The sequence below is a fragment of the Pseudorhodoplanes sinuspersici genome (assembly GCF_002119765.1).
Classification (GTDB): Bacteria; Pseudomonadota; Alphaproteobacteria; order Rhizobiales; family Xanthobacteraceae; genus Pseudorhodoplanes; species Pseudorhodoplanes sinuspersici.
The window spans coordinates 3,726,861-3,740,361 of sequence record NZ_CP021112.1 but is presented as its reverse complement, the minus strand read 5'-3'; the positions used below and the strand labels follow the sequence as shown (position 1 = coordinate 3,740,361).

Annotated in this window: 16 protein-coding genes; 11 read left to right on the top strand and 5 right to left on the bottom strand. The window is 60.5% G+C overall.

Translation table 11 applies throughout. From position 1 onward, the window contains the following. Positions 1 to 2 precede the first annotated feature (2 nt). Positions 3 to 2,000 carry a flagellar hook-basal body complex protein gene (locus CAK95_RS18120; RefSeq protein WP_086089182.1) on the bottom strand — a complete coding sequence of 666 codons (1,998 nt, stop codon included), beginning with the start codon at positions 1,998 to 2,000 and terminating at the stop codon, positions 3 to 5. A gap of 276 nt (positions 2,001 to 2,276) precedes the next feature. Here CAK95_RS18120 and CAK95_RS18115 point away from each other — a divergent pair, with 276 nt between their 5' ends. Then, positions 2,277 to 3,122: an AAA family ATPase gene (locus tag CAK95_RS18115; RefSeq protein ID WP_198343735.1), complete on the top strand. Its 846-nt coding sequence runs from the start codon at positions 2,277 to 2,279 to the stop codon at positions 3,120 to 3,122. Positions 3,123 to 3,246: 124 nt separating this feature from the next. Here CAK95_RS18115 and CAK95_RS18110 read toward each other — a convergent pair whose 3' ends face one another. Beyond that, a complete protein-coding gene (locus CAK95_RS18110; RefSeq protein ID WP_086089181.1) occupies positions 3,247 to 4,839 on the bottom strand; it encodes an NAD(P)/FAD-dependent oxidoreductase in 1,593 nt (530 codons plus the stop codon). Between the two features lie 27 nt (positions 4,840 to 4,866). On the opposite strand from CAK95_RS18110, the gene CAK95_RS18105 reads away from it, so the two are divergent. Further along, the gene (locus CAK95_RS18105; protein ID WP_086089180.1) at positions 4,867 to 5,394 is read left to right on the top strand and encodes a SixA phosphatase family protein; all 528 of its coding nucleotides are present in this window, start codon (positions 4,867 to 4,869) and stop codon (positions 5,392 to 5,394) included. Between the two features lie 31 nt (positions 5,395 to 5,425). After that, complete coding sequence (locus CAK95_RS18100) at positions 5,426 to 5,851, top strand: universal stress protein (protein ID WP_086089179.1); 426 nt, start codon at positions 5,426 to 5,428, stop codon at positions 5,849 to 5,851. Here the strand turns inward: CAK95_RS18100 and CAK95_RS18095 are convergent. Continuing rightward, entirely contained in the window at positions 5,848 to 6,444 is a 597-nt protein-coding gene (locus CAK95_RS18095; RefSeq protein ID WP_086089178.1) for a hypothetical protein, read from the bottom strand. The two genes, CAK95_RS18100 and CAK95_RS18095, sit on opposite strands and share 4 nt — an antisense overlap. Before the next feature lie 742 nt (positions 6,445 to 7,186). Continuing rightward, complete coding sequence (locus CAK95_RS18085) at positions 7,187 to 7,693, bottom strand: YciE/YciF ferroxidase family protein (RefSeq protein ID WP_086089176.1); 507 nt, start codon at positions 7,691 to 7,693, stop codon at positions 7,187 to 7,189. A 32-nt stretch (positions 7,694 to 7,725) separates the two neighbouring features. Between CAK95_RS18085 and CAK95_RS18080 the strand changes: the two genes are divergently transcribed. The 5 genes from CAK95_RS18080 to CAK95_RS29715 all read left to right on the top strand — a co-directional run bounded on the left by CAK95_RS18080 (position 7,726) and on the right by CAK95_RS29715 (position 9,859). Then, positions 7,726 to 8,094, top strand: a complete 369-nt coding sequence (locus tag CAK95_RS18080; RefSeq protein ID WP_086089175.1) for a hypothetical protein — start codon at positions 7,726 to 7,728, stop codon at positions 8,092 to 8,094. Between the two features lie 82 nt (positions 8,095 to 8,176). Then, on the top strand, positions 8,177 to 8,530 hold the full coding sequence (locus CAK95_RS18075) for a hypothetical protein (protein WP_086089174.1): 354 nt from the start codon (positions 8,177 to 8,179) through the stop codon (positions 8,528 to 8,530). An 82-nt stretch (positions 8,531 to 8,612) separates the two neighbouring features. Next, entirely contained in the window at positions 8,613 to 8,951 is a 339-nt protein-coding gene (locus CAK95_RS18070; RefSeq protein WP_086089173.1) for a hypothetical protein, read from the top strand. Beyond that, a complete protein-coding gene (locus CAK95_RS18065) occupies positions 8,941 to 9,474 on the top strand; it encodes a hypothetical protein (protein WP_147413438.1) in 534 nt (177 codons plus the stop codon). Before CAK95_RS18070 ends, CAK95_RS18065 begins: the two co-directional genes overlap by 11 nt. Positions 9,475 to 9,499: 25 nt before the next feature. Beyond that, positions 9,500 to 9,859 carry a hypothetical protein gene (locus tag CAK95_RS29715; RefSeq protein ID WP_147413436.1) on the top strand — a complete coding sequence of 120 codons (360 nt, stop codon included), beginning with the start codon at positions 9,500 to 9,502 and terminating at the stop codon, positions 9,857 to 9,859. Between the two features lie 153 nt (positions 9,860 to 10,012). Here CAK95_RS29715 and CAK95_RS18055 read toward each other — a convergent pair whose 3' ends face one another. Beyond that, positions 10,013 to 11,605, bottom strand: coding sequence for a winged helix-turn-helix domain-containing protein (locus tag CAK95_RS18055; protein ID WP_086089170.1), 1,593 nt, complete (start codon positions 11,603 to 11,605; stop codon positions 10,013 to 10,015). A gap of 91 nt (positions 11,606 to 11,696) precedes the next feature. On the opposite strand from CAK95_RS18055, the gene CAK95_RS18050 reads away from it, so the two are divergent. The 3 genes from CAK95_RS18050 to CAK95_RS30220 are packed head-to-tail and all read left to right on the top strand — an operon-like array spanning position 11,697 to position 13,209. After that, a complete protein-coding gene (locus CAK95_RS18050) occupies positions 11,697 to 12,728 on the top strand; it encodes a Bug family tripartite tricarboxylate transporter substrate binding protein (protein WP_086089169.1) in 1,032 nt (343 codons plus the stop codon). A 39-nt stretch (positions 12,729 to 12,767) separates the two neighbouring features. Continuing rightward, positions 12,768 to 13,091, top strand: a complete 324-nt coding sequence (locus CAK95_RS18045) for a hypothetical protein (protein WP_086089168.1) — start codon at positions 12,768 to 12,770, stop codon at positions 13,089 to 13,091. After that, positions 13,084 to 13,209, top strand: a complete 126-nt coding sequence (locus tag CAK95_RS30220) for a hypothetical protein (protein WP_280949822.1) — start codon at positions 13,084 to 13,086, stop codon at positions 13,207 to 13,209. Before CAK95_RS18045 ends, CAK95_RS30220 begins: the two co-directional genes overlap by 8 nt. Positions 13,210 to 13,501 lie beyond the last annotated feature (292 nt).

Genomic DNA, 13,501 nt, shown 5'->3' with positions numbered 1-13,501 from the left:
GCTTATCGCAGCATGTTCAACAGATCTTGCGTCATATCGTTCGCGGTGGAGATGACGCGGGTATTGGCCGAATAGGCCTGCTGCGTGACGATCAGCTTGGTGAATTCGTCGGCGATATCGACGTTCGAGCCTTCCAGCGAGTTGCCGGAAATCTTGCCGGAGGCGCCATAGGTCGGCGTACCCGAGAGATCGGTCACTTCGAATGCGCCGCCGTCAGCTCGCTTCAGGAAGTCTGCGCCGCTGAAGCTGGCGAGCGTGATTTCCGCCAGATCGATGGTACGGCCGTTAGAATAAGAGCCAACAATCCGGCCCTTGTCGTTGACCGTCACTGTTTCCAATGAACCTGCAGCGAAGCCATTCTGCTGGATCAGATTGACCTGCGCATTGCCCTGCGCGGAGTCGAACTGCGTGATGCCGCCTGCGCCATGCGCCACTTCGATATTGCCGAGCGAAACGCCGTCGATGACAACGTTGTTCAGAGCCAGCGTTGTAATCGGCGGATTCATCTGGTTATCGGCGCCGAATTTGTAATTGACGCCGGCGTTGGTCCAGGCCGTCTGCGTTCCGGTGGCGCTTGAGCTGGTCTGATAGAACAAATTCCAGGTGTCGGTGCCGCCATAGAGCGCGCTCTCGACCTTGGCCCAGCGCAACTGGATATTCACCGGTGTACCGGAAATGTCATAGACGGTGATCGCGCCGCCATCGACGGACGATTCGACAAATGTCTGCACATCGTTGGCAATGACGTTACCGTTCGACGGCAGACCGGTGAGCGTGCGGATGCCGAAATTGGCCGTTGTTGCGGAGCCTGAGACTGTGACCTGCTCTGTCATGGTGCCGGCCGTCACGGTGATATTGCCATTGGTGGCATTGACCGCCCCGGTACCGCCAGTCAGCCCGCCGAGCGCCGTTGCAAGCTCCGCGAGTGTGGAAACCTGACCAGCGCCCGTACCGAAGGTGATCGTCAGCGGAGGATTTGCGCCAACCTGGAAGACCAGGGTCTGACCGGCAGAAGCCGCACTCTGCGTGAGCAGATTTGTGGCATTGGTTGTACCGACGGATACGCCCAACTCATTGAGCAGCGAGAGAGTCGAACCGCCACCGATTGCGATATTGGTATCGGCATCGCCGCTGGTCAGAACCAATCGGTTTGAGGCGTTAAGTGTTGCCGTGACGCCGGTCGTCGCGGTCTCGGCATTGATCTTGTTCAGCACAGCGGTCGCGTCATCGCCTGCGGCGATGGCAATCGAGGTCCCATTGATCTCGATCGTGCCGTTGGCACCGACAGACAAGGCTGACAGATCGAGCGTACCCGTCGCAACGGCGACAGCATCGGGCGAGAGGCTCGCGCCATAGCCAAGAATGCGGGCCGGCGACGGCGGGCCTGCCAACGGGTTAGTGGAGAAGTTCGCCGGATTGATCAGTTCGGAGCCCGGAACATCCTTGTCATGACGGTAAGTGAGCGGATATTTCGCAAGGTTGGCGCGGTAGTCGACGCGGGTCGTTGCCTGCGCCGGCATGAAGTCATTCTGGAATTGCAGCAATTGCGGAACGCTGCCGGTGACGTTGCCGGTTGACGGATCGATCGGGATACCCATCAGATAATAGCCGGCGCCGTTGACCAGATAGCCGTTCTTGTCAGGCTGGAAGTCGCCACGGCGGGTATACATGTCGACGCCGCCGAAGACCGGCCGGTTGTCCTGGAAGTTGTCGGGCTTTTGAACCACGAAGAAGCCGTCGCCGTTGATTGCCATGAAGGTGCCGATCGACGCGCTCTGGATGTCGCCCTGCACGCTGTTGGTCATGCGTGAGCTCGCGGTCACGCTGCCGGCGAATTGCTTGCTGGGCTGGTTGTCCGGGATCAGATCGGCAAAGCTCGTATCGATCCGCTTGAAGCCGGTTGTCTGCGAATTGGCGATATTGCCGGACACGTTTTCCAGCGCATAAGACTGCGCGCGCATGCCCGTGACCGCGGTATTGAGAGCGCCGAAGATACCCATTTACTTCTTCCTCCAGAACGACAGCGGCCGACCAAGGCCGCATGCTTCGGGGAAGAACGTCGCAAGCGTCATGCCAGAGAAATAAAATAGTCAGATCAATAGCTTACTGAAATTCCCGCGTCGCCCCGGGCTGCAACAAGTTCCGTTTCAATGACTGTGGCGGCAGAATTTGCCGGGCAAAATACGGGCATGAGTCGCGCCTGGCGCCGTGAGCGATTGCCGCAGTGCAAGACGCCGGCTAGTGTCCGCCGCGACATCAGGTTTCAAGGAATAATCATGCGTTTTGAAGGCACTAAGGCTTACGTCGCCACCGACGATCTGCGGGTTGCGGTCAATGCGGCCATTGCGCTGGAGCGGCCGCTCCTCGTGAAGGGTGAACCGGGAACCGGCAAGACCGTGCTGGCGCAGGAGATCGCCAAGGCCGTGGATGCGCCTCTGCTGGAATGGCACGTGAAGTCCACCACCAAAGCGCAGCAAGGCCTGTATGAATATGACGCAGTGTCGCGTTTGCGCGATAGCCAGCTCGGCGACGAGCGCGTCAAGGACATCCGCAACTACATCAAGCGCGGCAAATTGTGGGATGCCTTCTCGGCCCCCAAGCGCCCTGTCCTTCTGATCGACGAAATCGACAAGGCCGATATCGAATTCCCGAACGACCTCCTGCAGGAGCTCGACCGGATGGAATTCTTTGTCTACGAGACAGGAGAGACGGTGAAGGCGCAGCAGCGGCCGGTCGTCGTCATCACCTCCAACAACGAAAAGGAATTGCCGGACGCGTTCCTGCGCCGGTGTTTCTTCCATTACATCCGCTTCCCCGATGCCGAAACCATGCGCGCGATCGTCGACGTGCATTTTCCAAGCGTCAAGCAGCGCCTGGTGGCTGAAGCGTTGAAGCTGTTTTATGAAATCCGCGACGTTCCGGGATTGAAGAAGAAGCCGTCAACGTCTGAACTGCTCGACTGGCTGAAACTCCTGATGGTCGAGGATATCGGCCCCGAGACTCTGCGCGAGCGCGATCCGAAGAAACTCATTCCGCCATTGCATGGTGCGTTGCTAAAAAACGAGCAGGATGTGCATCTGTTCGAGCGGCTGGCGTTCATGGCACGGCGCGAGAGCCGCTGAAAACGGCGTGACGCTAAAGCATTTTCGAGCGAAGTGGGTACCGGTTCGCGTGAAGAAAATGCGTCAAAACAATAAGCTAGCCCGGCTTTGATTCCATCAAAGCCGGAAAGACTCTAGGCAAAGATCAGGTCCGGTCTCTCCACTTGCGCAGGCGTCGCGCGAAGCGTGAATCATCGGCCTGATCGACTCCCGCTGTCGCCATGTCCTCGGCATAAACTACCTGCTGGTCCGTATGCGTCCCGATCTGGCCGGCTGCGATCCGCGCTGTCTCCGCAGCATCCGTTTCCGCCTGAAGCCGCTCGGCAGCGGCAGCGGCCTCCTTTTTCGCTCTGGCATCGGCGCGGATACGCCTCACCTCGCTGCCGTGCGAGCGGCCTGACGCCCATGTCTCGTATTTGCGCTGCCCCCAATAAGCCGTCTGCAGCACGATGCGGCCTGCACGGCCGCCGGCCCAGACCAGTTCAAATGGCTGAAACAACCGCCAGCGGTCATCGCCTTCCGTCATCGCGCGCGTAATGAGATTGCCCGCCATTGCCGTCGTGTTGATGCCGTGACCGCCGAACCCGCTCGCGAGCCACACCCCTGAAGACAACTCGCCGATCTGCGGCATGCGATGGACCGAGAGGCCGAGCGTTCCCGCCCAGGCATAGTCGATCTCGGCATCTGCCAATTGCGGAAATCGGTTGCGCAGATCGCGGCGCAGCTTGCGGCCGAACCGGCGCGGATGCGCGTCCCACACCGTCATGCGGCCACACCACATCAGCCGGTCACCACCCACGATGCGGTAGTGACTGTCGGCCCAATCGGTGTCGCTCACCGAGCCCGGATAGTCGATCGCCTCCGACAAGGTAGCGCCGAGCGGCTTCGTCACGATGACAAAGGTGTGCACCGGCATCAGCGTCTGCGCAATCTCCGGCATCAGTTCACCAAGATGGACATTGCCGGCCAGCACGATACGCGCGGCGCGAACACGGCCATTCGCGGTCTCGATACGTTTGCGCACGCCCGCCGGGTCGATCGACAACGCCCGTGTCTCTTCGAAAATCCGCACGCCTGCGTCTTCTGCAAGCTTCGCAAGCCCGGCCGCATAGTTGAGCGGGTGAATATTGAACGCCGTCGGAAAATGGATCGCCTGAAAATAGCGATCGCTTTTCAGCTTCGAGCGGACAAGACGTTCCGGCCAGACTTCGATATCGGCACCGAGACTGCGCAGCAGATCCGCGTCATCGCTCACCTGCCGCGCGCGATCTGTTTTGGAGACGTGCAACCAGCCCTCGCTCGGCGCAATTCCCTGCATCTCGCTTTCGGCGATGGTCTGCCGGACATAGTCGACGCCGCCTTGTGACAACGTCCATAATTCCCGCGCGTGATCTGGTCCAACGCGCTCAACGATCTTGTCGACGCTCTGGCCAAAGCCGGGCAGCACGAATCCGGTATTTCGTCCGGAGGCGTTCCAGGCGACACGCCGGCTTTCCAATACGGCCACCGACCAGCCGCGACGCGCCATCTCGTACGCGGTGGTCAAGCCGGCAAGGCCGCCGCCGATCACGCAGATGTCGACGTCGATATCCTGCGTGAGCGGCGGTCGCTTTGGCATCTCGACCGCCGTGGCGGCGAAATAAGTCTCGCCGTACAGGGCATCCTGCGGTGCGACAACCTGTGGCTCACCAGGGGTTTGCCCGCTTGCGGTATCCGATGACATGCTAGCCTTTTCCATGCGAATCCTACTCCGGCTTCATAACGCATGCGCCGCCTGATGCTGCTCCGCCACGCCAAATCAGACTGGTCGGTCTCCGGCCAGACCGATCACCAACGCGGATTGGCCTTACGGGGAGAGACAGCAGCCCCGCTCATGGGCCGTTATATGGCCAGTCAGGCCCTCGTGCCGGACCAAGCCATCGTATCCACAGCTGTCCGAACCCGCGAGACCTTGCGGCTGGTTGCCGAGGCTTTTCCGCAGAAGCCGCCGGCGAGCTATGAAGAACGCATCTATGAAGCCGAACCCGAGGCTATCCTGGCGGCGATTGCGAAGGCGCCCTCCTCTGCCAAAACCCTCCTGATTGTCGGACACAACCCTGGATTACACGAGACGGCCATGTTGCTCGTCGGATCTGGCGACAAACGCGCGCGCGCAAAGCTGTCTGCAAAATTTCCAACCGCCGCGCTGGCCGTGATCGATTTCGACGTCAAAAGCTGGTCGGCCATTGGGCCGGGCAGCGGACGTCTTGAACGCTTTGTGACGCCGCGTGCCATCGGCGGCGAGGACGATTAGACTTTTAGAGCACCACCCGGAGGGCCTGATCATGTTCAAACGGATTCTGGTTCCTGTCGATCTTGCTGAACCCGAGCTCGCCAAGCCGGCCATCGATACCGCCATCGCCATGGCGCGTGCGTCGTCCGGTTCGGTGCGTATCGTCAATGTGCTGCCGATGACACCTGTCATGCTGGCCGAATATGTGCCGCCGGATTTTGACGAACAGCAGCGCCAATCGGCCGATGAAGCCGTGAGGAAACTGGCCGACGACAGCGGCCTTGGACCGGACAGAATATCGGCGACTGTACGCCAGGGCGGCATCTATCATGAGGTCATCGAGGAGGCCAAAGCCATCAATGCCGACCTTATCGTAATGACCTCACACCGGCCGGACATGCGCAGCTATTTCCTCGGTTCGAACGCCGGCCACGTTGTGCGATACGCGACGTGCTCGGTGCTGGTGCTGCGAGATTAGCCGCGCGAGATCGGCAGCACGTCATTGGGAATGGCATCGAGCGTATAGTGGCGCGGCAGATTGCGCTTGAAGAAGCGGCCAAGCTGCCAAACGAGAAACGCAAAAAATGCCAACAGGAGCAGCGTGGCCGTCGTTTCGCCCTGTTGCAACGCACGCACCAATATTCCGATCGTCGCCAGACAAATCGCGACGAAGATCATAGCACCCGGCCAATACAGAAATGCCGCCGCGCCGGCCTGCAATTGCGGGTTCCCCTTTTCGGCAGCAATCTTCTCATGCAGCCCGACGACAAAGCGGGTGTAAGCTTCGTCAAGCCGTTCTTGTTCGGTTAGCGACTTCCACGATGACGAAACAATCGACAGCTTCGGATTTCGATCCGACCAGACTTCCGTGAGGAAACGGTAGGATTGCATGGTCACCGGCCGAAACGACATCCGAATGCGGCGGATGTCCCGATAAGCCACCTGCCCCGTCAGCGCGCCGACCGACCATTGCAGGCCATCCGGTGCGAGCCGGAAAGTCCACCCCCCGCCCATGAGCGACGGCTTGTACGAATATTCAATGTCCGCGGTCTCGCCGGTAGCCTGATCCATCACCGTCCTCTTTTTTGCCGTCCTTAGCACATGGCTGACCTTCGCACGGAACTTATCCGGAACTGGCCGATAGCCAGCACGTTGGCCTGATGTCGAGGAATGCCCTTAGGGGGAGAGCGCTTGAGGGAGAGAAGATGAGGGAGACAAAATAATGTCACAAAAAATTATCCTGGCGGCAGGATTTGCCGCGATCATGAGCGTTTCGGCGTATGCCCAAAGCACCGGGACAGGATCGTCCGGCGTCTCGTCCGGGATTTCCAGCGGCACCCCGACCGGCACCGCAACCGCGCCGTCCTTAACTCCGGGATCGGCACCGCCCGGCGTCGCCCCGGCAACTCCCGGACCCGGACGCGTCAGTCCTGGAATGACCACACCGGGCATGACCGGACAAATGCCGGGAACGGGCACAATGTCTGGAACGGCAAGCCGACCAAGCCGTCCAACTCAATCGCCAATTCCCGGTGCGGTGAGCCCCAGTAATCCGAATGCAGCGTCGCGACCGAGTGTACCGAATATCAGCGGCGCGCCTGTCGTCTCACAGCCGGCGCCATTGCCTAATGCCCGCCCCTGCGCGACCGGCTCTGCCGCAAGTGGCGCAACGACCGGCACCAGTGGTTCGGTGGCCGGCGCGCCGCGGATTGATTCATCTATCCCTGCGGGTTGCTGACCTGCGATCAAGACGCAACAAAGGAAGCGCCGGTCTTTCGACCGGCGCTTTTCGTTGAATGACCGATGGCTGCGATCAGCTCGCTGCCTTCCGGTTCACCTTCGCTTCGGCAACTGACGTCAGTTTCTTGTCAGCAGCTTTCTCTTCCTCGAGCGTCTTCGTCATGATCGCGGCGGCATCATCGCGCCCCAACTGATGCGCCCATGCGATCAGTGTCCCGTATTTCGTGATTTCATAATGCTCGACCGCCTGCGCCGCAGCGATGATAGCAGCATCGAGTACTTCCTTGTCCTCGACCTCGCCGGATACTTCCTCGGCCTCATCGATAATGCCGTCGATGGCCGGACAATCCACGGCCTTCGGCTTCAGATCCTGCAGCTTGAACACCTGTTCCAGGCGCGCGACGTGGTTTTCCGTTTCCTGAAGATGCTTCTGCAGACCGTTCTTCAGATCTCGATCGCTGGCCTTGCCAATCATGTCCGGCAACGATTTCAGGATCTGCTTCTCGGCGTAATAGATGTCCTGAAGCTGGTGGACGTAAAGATCGTTCATGGTTTTGATGTCGGCGGAAAACAGGCCCATAGGCGGCTTCCTTTCTTTTTGTGATGAGATCCATGGGACCGCCGGCGGCGCTCCCTTGGGCAGCCAACGTCACAGCCGAGGTGACGTTCCGGTCGGGCATCAGGCAATCTTTGAAATTTGACACACTGCCGTCCGGAACCAGTCACGGTCCGGGCGCATTCTCCAACCGAGGCAACTTCATTGGGAGCAGCCGCACCGCAATAAAAATCCATGATGACGAGCATGAGCGAGCAATGAACGATCCAGAAACTCCAGAAAAGCACCGGCAAACCGACCAGAGGGAGGCGGAATCCAACCGGAATACGCGGATGCCGTTCGATATTTCGGATCTTCGCCGGCTTCCGACAGCAACGGATGACGATCCGCCTTACCGCAACTGGTGGGTCGGCGACGAACGTTAGGTCAGGGCAAACACACGCCTTACGGAACTGGAACCCGGAGGCCCGACTTGAAGGGCATGGTTCCAGCGATCAGGAGACTGTTATGGCCCGCACCGCCCGCACTACCCAATCGTCCCATTCCGATGATCTCATTGGGCGCATCAGCGACACGATCGCCAGTCATTCGCGTCTGAGCGCGGCCGCGGCCTTTCAGATGGGTGTTCTGCTCGGGCAAGTCATGAACAACACCGGCGCATTGGCCGGGCTGAAAAAGACCATGGCAGCCGCACCCGGAGCGATCGCTTCACATATTCCGACATTCGGCTTGTTCGATGACAAGCCGGCGCGGAAAGCGCCTCGCCGCCGGCGTGCCAGGACTGCGGCCTCGCGAACGACAGCCACAAAAACGCGTGCGGCCTCTCGCCGCAAATCTGCCAAGCGCGCCGACACGCGTTGAACGCGTTCCCATTCTCCTTCGACCAATGTCTTCGGTAGGCGTTTGCAATTTCGCACCCGCCTGAATCAGAAGGCATATTCAGATGAAACTCGCGTTCTTTGCCGTGGCCGGCGTTGCCGCCGCGATCCTTATCAATACGGCCCCGGCCGCAACGGCCGCAGAAATATCGAATGCTCCGCAAGCGGGCACACAATCCGTCGAGGAGATATCAGCGGCAAAAAAGCGGCGCATCGTTTTCGCCGAACCCACCTATGTTGACGCAATTACCGGCGAGATCGTTAACCCGTTTCGCCCACGTTATATCGCACCATCGCACGATTTCGTCGGTGGACCGGATGGCTATCCGGGTGAATACGCGATGCGCCGGGCGGCGGGCCAATGCGTGATGGACTTTGGCTACGGCCGCTGGCGTGCGTGCTGACGAGGAGATGCAGCAAGGCATCTCACACGAAGACGTGAAGTGGCCTGCAGACAGGTCACCACACATTAAGACGGTCAGTGGGGTTCTCGATCATACGCCACTGATCGTTTCATCGTTGAAAGGCCGCGTCATGAGACTGATCCTTCCATTACGCATACCTGCATCGGGTTTACTTGCATCAGGTGCCGTGTTGTTCGCGGTGTCAGCCGTCTCGACCATTCAGCCGGCGCATGCCGCTGAAGCGCAAGTGATATCGCCCCACGACACCGCGCTGCATTCAGAACTGTCTGCGCAAAAAAGGAAAAAAACTTCGCATCGACGTTCGTGGCAGGGATATGCCGGTTACCGTGCCTACGGAGGTGACCCGACGCGCTCGCCATATTATTTACGACCGGGCGTCGCACCGTCGTTCGGTTATGTCGGACCGCCCGGCTATGCCGGTGAATTTGCATGGCGCCGGTCGATCGGCCAATGCGTGGAAGATCTCGGTTATGGACGCTGGGCCGCCTGCGGCTCGCGCTGACGACACAACACTAAGGACACAAACAATGTCGACACGAATCCTGAAAGCCGCGATCCCCGCCGCATTCGCATTCGGGCTGCTGATACCCAATGCATCGCAAGCATCCGTTTTGTCGCCTGGGACAGCGAATGAGAACCTGCGTGAGGCGGGCTTTCATCAAACAGCGCCGACTGATATCTCGGCTCAAAAGAAGAAAAACAAGAAGGCGCGAGCGGCCCGCGCGCAGGCCGTTCCCACGTATCAGCCTTACACGTCCGGCTGGGGATGGAGGCCTGCAGATCCATCCTTCGACCAGTACGGCCGCCCATACCAGCCGCCACCGGGCCTCGCTTGCCCTGTCGACCTCGGCTATGGCCGATGGGGATCATGTGACGACGATTTCTAGCTAAAGCGGGGACACAGCCGGCTTCGTCCGGCGAGGGCTGGTTCGCGAGAAGAATACGTCAAACCACAAACAAGAGCCCCGGCTTTGATTCCATCAAAGCCGGGCTCTGATAACAAAAACTAAAAGAGAAAAACAAAACCCGGCTGGTGAGCCTTATTCCGGCACTCCCGCTCCGCGCAGTCCTTCAGTGACCAGGTCTGCCATCCAGGAATGCCGCATGACCTGAAGCCATCGCCCTCGCCGAAGCGAGGCGTTGGGCTGGCGCTGCAACATTGCCGCACATTCCTGTCTTGCCTCTTCACGTGCACCCGCGTGCCATAACGCGGCAATGAGAAATCTCCGCGGCGTCGTCGCCTCCGGCGTGGTTGCGATGGAGCGACGTGCGGCTTCCACTGCTTCGGAGAAGCGTTGTGCCATGAGCAGCGCAACACTGCGCGCAGAATGCACGTCCGACTGGAGGGGCGAGAGCGGGTCAAGCCTCTCGGCCTCGGCCAGGCGATGCAAGGCAAGCTCCGTCTCGCCGCCCCACGCGGAAACCCAGCCGCCAAGGCGCCATGCTTCGGCGCTGTTGGGGTTCATCCGCAAGGACAGATCGACCAGTGCCCCGCCCTCGGCATGTTCGCCGCCCACAATGACGAGGAGGTGGCCGCATAGCGCGAGCACCTGGGAGTCCGACCGATCAATGTTGAGCGCGGCACGTGCCAGCGCCAATGCACGGGCGGTCCCGGAGGCAAAGTCCGGCTCCGTACCCAGCCAGACGCTCGTGGCGACGCAGCGTGCGAGCAGCGCAGTCGCCAGCGCAAAATGCGGATCGCGTGCGATCGCAGCTTCCAGGAGCGCGATCGCTTCACTGTTGCCGTGGGGCGTACGCGAATAGTAACCGGGTAGCGCGCGCAGATAGCTGTCGAAAGCATCGAGGTTGCTGGTGCCTCGCCGCAGCACACGTTCGACTTCCGCCCGCAGCAGCCTCGGTTCGATCGCTGCCGCAATCGCGGACGTGATCGCCTCGTACAGATCGAGCACGTCGACGGAGTCGCGCGTGAAGCGCTCCTGCCAGACCTGACGCCCGGTGGCTGTCTCGACCAGGCGGCACCGGACGACGATCTGGCGTTCCGTCCTGGCAAGAGAGCCCTCGACGAGATACCGGATACCGAGATTGCGTGCGGCTTCGAGAATCTCCGCATTCGCACTGCCGGTTTGTGCTGCAATCGCCATGGCGGAAGCGTTGGCGAGCACGAACAGCCAGCGGAACCGCGAAAGCGCAATCGAAATTTCTTCGGTCAGCCCCGCTGCAAGATACGTCGATGTATCCTCGCCGAGTGTTCGAAACGGCAGTACTGCCACCGAAGGTCGGTCGATAGAAAGAGCGGGCTCTGGCGCGACCTTTCCAGGACGGTCGGTGTTCAGCGTACAATCGAGCACATAGCCGCGGCGCGGCATGTAGCGCAGCAGGCGCCCCTCCCGATCGTCGAGCGCGCGCCGGGCGTCCTTGACCGCCTGAAACAGGCTGTCCTCGGTGACGTGGGTCTTGCCCCAAACGCGATCCAGCAATTCGGTTTTTTTCAGTGGGCGCCCGCCGGCTTCAGTCAGCGCGACGAGCAGTTCAAACGCCTTGGGGCGTAAGGAAATTTCGGCCCCGTCGCGACCCAGGAGCCGGCCCCGTCCAGGCTCCAGCACGAAACCCTCGAACCCGATCGCAGACGGCACGGGCGGTTGACTGGCTCGGATCGGTGCATCTTCTGCCATGGCGCAATTTCAGCACAGCTTCAGCGGGCTGTCAGGACGCGAGCATCCTTCCGTGAAATCTTAGCGACGGTAAGATCACGGAGGTTTCAAAATGGTTCCGAGCCTTTCCCGGTGCGAGATGACAGACCTGCCGCTCCGTGTTGCGATGTCGCGCCGCCGCGCTGTCGCGTCGCTTTGCGCGATACCGGCCCTCCTGACGGCCGCGCGCGCGCAGGCTGCCTGGCCGGCCCAGGCCGTGCGCATTGTGCTCGGTCAACCGGCCGGCTCCGGTACCGACCCTTGGGCGCGCGGTCTTGCTTCGCACCTGCAGGCCGCCTTCGGTCAGCCCTTCATCGTGGAGAACGTGCTGGGCGCCGGCGGAATAGCGGCTGCGGCTTTAGTGGCGCGCGCGAGCGACGGCCATACCCTCGGCATCGTCCTGGGCGGCCCGACGACGACGGCCAAGGCGCTGAATCCGAACCTTGTCTATGATCCCGCCAGAGACTTCCGGTCCATCAGTCTGCTGAACCGTACACCGTTCGTCTTGACGGTTCATCCCGGCACCTTCCCGGGGCAGCGCTTCGCCGACATTGTCGACTATGCGCGAGCGCATCCGGGCCGCCTGTCATACGCATCGATCGGCCCGGGGACAACCACGCACCTCGCGATGGAGGAGCTGAAATCTCAGCTCGGGCTCGATGTCGTCCATGTGCCCTATCGCGGCTTTCCGCAGGCAAGCCTCGATCTGGTGGCCGGACGCTGTCACCTGATGTTCAACATACCCAGTGCCGCCGCAGAGCATATTGGGGCGGGACGGCTTTCGGCAGTGGCGCAGACCGGTGCAACGCGACTGAGCCAGTTCGCTGGCATGCCAACGTTGCACGAACTCGATCCGTCGTCGAAACCATTCTTCGGGTGGTCGGGCATGGTCGCCCCGGCAAGTTTCCCAGAGGCGACAGCACGTCGGATTGCTGACGTGGTCCGCTCAGCGCTCGCTACCGATTTCGCAATACGCGGCCTCCTCGATCGCGCCGGTGCCGAAGTCCTCGGCACCGACCCAAGCGAGCTTCAGTCGTGGCAGGAAAAGGAAGCAAGACGCTGGAATGCCCTCATTGCCCGCCTTGGCATCCGTTCGGCGGAGTGACGACACCCCACAACGGTCACGCCTTCACAGGAAAGCCCCATGATGCGCGCCGAAACCATCATCATCGTTGCCTTCTCGGTCGCCAATATCTTCCGCCTGTTCGCCTATCTGCCGCAGATCGCGCTGCTTTTAAGGCAGAGTGACACGTCTGCCGTGTCATCGACGACTTGGTTCCTCTTCTTTGTGTCGAACGGCATGACGGCGCTCTACGCCGCCAGCGTCGTCGCCGACGCGACCATGTCGCTTATCTTTCTGGCCAACACAATCTGCTGCGCGACCATCCTCGCGCTCGTGTACCGGAAGCGCAGGAAATCCCGCGAATTTTCAGAGTATGCCGCCGCGCGGCATGCCAAGGGTGAATGATCGTCGGATTCTCAATGGCATCTTCTGGTCTTACGATCCGGCGCATGTGAGCTTGGCAGCGATGCTGCTCGCCGACCAAGGCTATGGCCGATGGGAATTGTGTCGCGACGATTTTTAGTTTTCGACGAAGTGAGGACCGGCCTCAGCCGGATTCGTCCGGCGACGACCGGTTCGGGTGAAGAGAATGCGAACAAAAAAGCTAGAGCTCCGGCTTTGATCCCCAAAGCCGGAAAAGTTCTGAAGGCGACACGCTCAAACAAAAAGCCGGCCCGCATCGCGGACCGGCTTTTTTATTAGTTTCGACGTCGGCGATTAGAGCGTTTTCGAGCGAAGTGGATACCGGCTCGCGTAAAGAAAACACGTCAAAACAATAAGCCTTAAGCCCGGCTTCGATTCCATCAAAGCCGGAA

Bases quoted from the DNA above. Each gene is read 5' to 3' on its own strand.
- CAK95_RS18120 (WP_086089182.1), bottom strand. From the start codon at position 2,000: ATGGGTATCTTCGGCGCTCTCAATACCGCGGTCACGGGCATGCGCGCG.
- CAK95_RS18115 (WP_198343735.1), top strand. From the start codon at position 2,277: ATGCGTTTTGAAGGCACTAAGGCTTACGTCGCCACCGACGATCTGCGG.
- CAK95_RS18110 (WP_086089181.1), bottom strand. From the start codon at position 4,839: ATGGAAAAGGCTAGCATGTCATCGGATACCGCAAGCGGGCAAACCCCT.
- CAK95_RS18105 (WP_086089180.1), top strand. From the start codon at position 4,867: ATGCGCCGCCTGATGCTGCTCCGCCACGCCAAATCAGACTGGTCGGTC.
- CAK95_RS18100 (WP_086089179.1), top strand. From the start codon at position 5,426: ATGTTCAAACGGATTCTGGTTCCTGTCGATCTTGCTGAACCCGAGCTC.
- CAK95_RS18095 (WP_086089178.1), bottom strand. From the start codon at position 6,444: ATGGATCAGGCTACCGGCGAGACCGCGGACATTGAATATTCGTACAAG.
- CAK95_RS18085 (WP_086089176.1), bottom strand. From the start codon at position 7,693: ATGGGCCTGTTTTCCGCCGACATCAAAACCATGAACGATCTTTACGTC.
- CAK95_RS18080 (WP_086089175.1), top strand. From the start codon at position 7,726: ATGGGACCGCCGGCGGCGCTCCCTTGGGCAGCCAACGTCACAGCCGAG.
- CAK95_RS18075 (WP_086089174.1), top strand. From the start codon at position 8,177: ATGGCCCGCACCGCCCGCACTACCCAATCGTCCCATTCCGATGATCTC.
- CAK95_RS18070 (WP_086089173.1), top strand. From the start codon at position 8,613: ATGAAACTCGCGTTCTTTGCCGTGGCCGGCGTTGCCGCCGCGATCCTT.
- CAK95_RS29715 (WP_147413436.1), top strand. From the start codon at position 9,500: ATGTCGACACGAATCCTGAAAGCCGCGATCCCCGCCGCATTCGCATTC.
- CAK95_RS18055 (WP_086089170.1), bottom strand. From the start codon at position 11,605: ATGGCAGAAGATGCACCGATCCGAGCCAGTCAACCGCCCGTGCCGTCT.
- CAK95_RS18050 (WP_086089169.1), top strand. From the start codon at position 11,697: ATGGTTCCGAGCCTTTCCCGGTGCGAGATGACAGACCTGCCGCTCCGT.
- CAK95_RS18045 (WP_086089168.1), top strand. From the start codon at position 12,768: ATGATGCGCGCCGAAACCATCATCATCGTTGCCTTCTCGGTCGCCAAT.